The following is a 2456-nucleotide window of genomic DNA, read 5'->3' as shown; positions in this document are numbered from 1 at the left end:
GCCGCAAGGGCCTCTCAAACGCATGGGGATGCTCGGTGAGACGAGCTTGCGAGCGCAACGACAAGCACACGCGCTCGCCATCAAGCCAATTTACGACTTGATCAGACCTTCCCTAGAGGCGTCCCGTCAACAACAAGACGATCACTACGAGCACGACGACGCCGAGAATGCCGCTCGGACCGTAACCCCAGCTGCGGCTGTGCGGCCATGACGGAAACGCCCCGATCAGAACGAGGATCAGGATGATCAGAAGAATGGTGCCAATGCTCATGATTCACTCCTAGGTGCTTGCTTGATATCAAGTTACCAAGGCGGCGCATTCCAGTCTGTTCGCTATCGAACAAACTGGAATGCATTGCCTGGTTGTCCGACCGCTGGCGTCAATCCAGCGTGTCGGCGTAGGCCTTCCGATCGGCCGCGTAGCAGCCGCACGCTGCCGCTTCCAGGCCGCTGCGATCGAGCACCTTGAGATCGCCACGGTGGTAAGCAATCAGCCCGCTGTGCTGCAAGGCGTTGGCAGCCACGGTGATGCCTACCCGTCGCACGCCGAGCATGTAGGCCAGGAATTCATGCGTCACGCGAAAGCTGTCGCGGTGGGCGCGGTCCTGGCTCATCAGCAGCCACCGGGCCAGACGTGGGCCAATCTGGTGGAAGCGAAGACATGCGGCCGAGGTTGTCAGCTGGGCCATCAGCACGTAAAGGTAGCGGTTCAGCACGCGCTGCAAGGCCGCGCTGCGTTCGAGCTCCTTGCGGAAGGCACCCGCGTCGACGCGCCATGCCGTCCCCGCACCTTGCACAACCGCACGCAGGGGCGTTGTGCCCACCCCCAGCACGATTTGCGCGCCCAGCATGCCCTCGCGCCCGACCATCCCGACTTCGAGCTCGGGGCTGCCGCCGGTCAGCGTCAGCAGCGAAATGAAACCTTCCGTGGGGAAATAGGCGTAGCGCGTGTACTCGCCGGGCGAGCAGAGCACGTCGGCCAAGATCAATGGAGTGGGTTCGCAGATGGCGAGGAAGCGCCGCCGGTCTTTCGCGGGAAGCAGTTCGATCAGATGGTTCTCGACGGCGGTCAATCTCGCCCTCCGGTGCGTTGGCAGTCCGAACAAGTCTGCAACCTGCGCCGAAAATCGACTGTTCGATAGCGAACACAACGTGCTGGCATCTGCAGATGCCGGTCGCCGCCGCCCGGACAGCCTACGCCGCGACCCTGTCCGGCAGAAGCCGGTCGTATTCCTTCTTGACCACCGCATAGCATTCGCAGGTGCGTTGCTCCAAGCCTTGTCGATTCAGCACTGAAATGTGACCGCGTGCGTAGCGGATCAGACCGGCCTCCTGCAGCTTGAGCGCCCCCTCGGTCACGCCCTCGCGGCGTACACCGAGCATGTTGGCGATCAGTTCCTGTGTCATCAGGAGTTCGCTTCCTTCCAGCCGGTCCAGGCTCAGCAGCAGCCAACGGCAAAGCTGTTGATCCAGGGAATGGTGTCGGTTGCAGACCGCCGTCTGCGCCATCTGGGTGATCAGCGCCTGGGTGTAGCGCAGCAACAGGTGGAGGATGGGGGGGCGCGTGAATTCGTCCTTGATGGCCTGTGCCCTCAGCCGGAAGCCCTGCCCAGCGCTTTGCACGACGGCGCGGCTGGGCGTGGATTCGCCGCCCATGAACAGCGAGATGCCGACAATGCCCTCGTTGCCAACCACGGCGATCTCAGCCGAGGCGCCGTTCTCCATCACGTACAGCAACGAGACGATGGCGCTGGTTGGAAAGTAGACATGGCTCAGTGCAATGCCCGACTCATACAACACCTGACCCAACGGCATTTCCACCGCTTCGAGTTGCGGCCGCCAGCGTTGCCATTCGGCATCGGGCAGTGATGCCAGCAGATGGTTTCTTCTCGGATCGATCGCAACGGGCATCGCGTCCTCCAGACGGCTCTGGAGATGAATCGGGATCCGGGTTCAGGCGCAGAGTCTTCTTCAGTATAGGCAGCGGCGGCATTTTTTGTGCGCTATCGCACACATCGGCTTCTCGCGAATACCCGGCCGTTCAGCGCGAATCACGGTGTCGGGAGCACCGTTTTCTTCCGCGCGCAGGACTTTTCGCTGGCGATGGCCAAGGCGCCTTCGCGGGTGATCGCGTGGACATGCACTGCTTCCGTCGCGAATACTCTCGGCCCGCATTGCACCTCAAGAGTCACCTCAATCATGCCGCTGGCAACCAGCCGTTTTGCCGCAGCAACATCCGCAGACAACGTGAGCCACCGAGGCTGCGTCATGCGTTCGATCCGCATCAGCAATTGAATGTCCATGGCGAATCCTTCTGGGGCAGGGAACGACGCAGTGCCGGTCACTGGAGCGAGTGGCGCGGCAGTGAGATCGTGAAGACGCAACCGGTGCCGGGCACGTCCCGCACGGTCAATGTGCCGAAGTCCGCCTCGACGCTCTGGCGGGCGATGGAAAGA

At 62.2% G+C, this 2456-nt stretch carries 4 protein-coding genes and 1 pseudogene; all 5 read right to left on the bottom strand.

Going from position 1 to position 2456, the window contains the following annotated elements:
- Window positions 1-112 precede the first annotated feature (112 nt).
- Window positions 113-271 carry a DUF3309 domain-containing protein gene (locus ACSFCA_RS36425; RefSeq protein WP_258351032.1) on the bottom strand — a complete coding sequence of 53 codons (159 nt, stop codon included), beginning with the start codon at window positions 269-271 and terminating at the stop codon, window positions 113-115.
- Window positions 272-380: 109 nt separating this feature from the next.
- Window positions 381-1073 carry a Crp/Fnr family transcriptional regulator gene (locus ACSFCA_RS36420; protein WP_258351033.1) on the bottom strand — a complete coding sequence of 231 codons (693 nt, stop codon included), beginning with the start codon at window positions 1071-1073 and terminating at the stop codon, window positions 381-383.
- 121 nt (window positions 1074-1194) lie between these two features.
- On the bottom strand, window positions 1195-1911 hold the full coding sequence (locus ACSFCA_RS36415) for a Crp/Fnr family transcriptional regulator (RefSeq protein WP_435462987.1): 717 nt from the start codon (window positions 1909-1911) through the stop codon (window positions 1195-1197).
- Window positions 1912-2051: 140 nt separating this feature from the next.
- Window positions 2052-2303: a hypothetical protein gene (locus ACSFCA_RS36410; protein ID WP_258351034.1), complete on the bottom strand. Its 252-nt coding sequence runs from the start codon at window positions 2301-2303 to the stop codon at window positions 2052-2054.
- Between the two features lie 38 nt (window positions 2304-2341).
- A pseudogene (locus tag ACSFCA_RS36405) lies at window positions 2342-2456 on the bottom strand (sensor histidine kinase); the annotation flags it as partial.

Origin of the sequence: Variovorax multivorans, assembly GCF_051216835.1 — a bacterium.
Classification (GTDB): domain Bacteria; phylum Pseudomonadota; class Gammaproteobacteria; order Burkholderiales; family Burkholderiaceae_C; genus Variovorax.
This window is presented reverse-complemented; position numbering and strand designations above follow the sequence as displayed.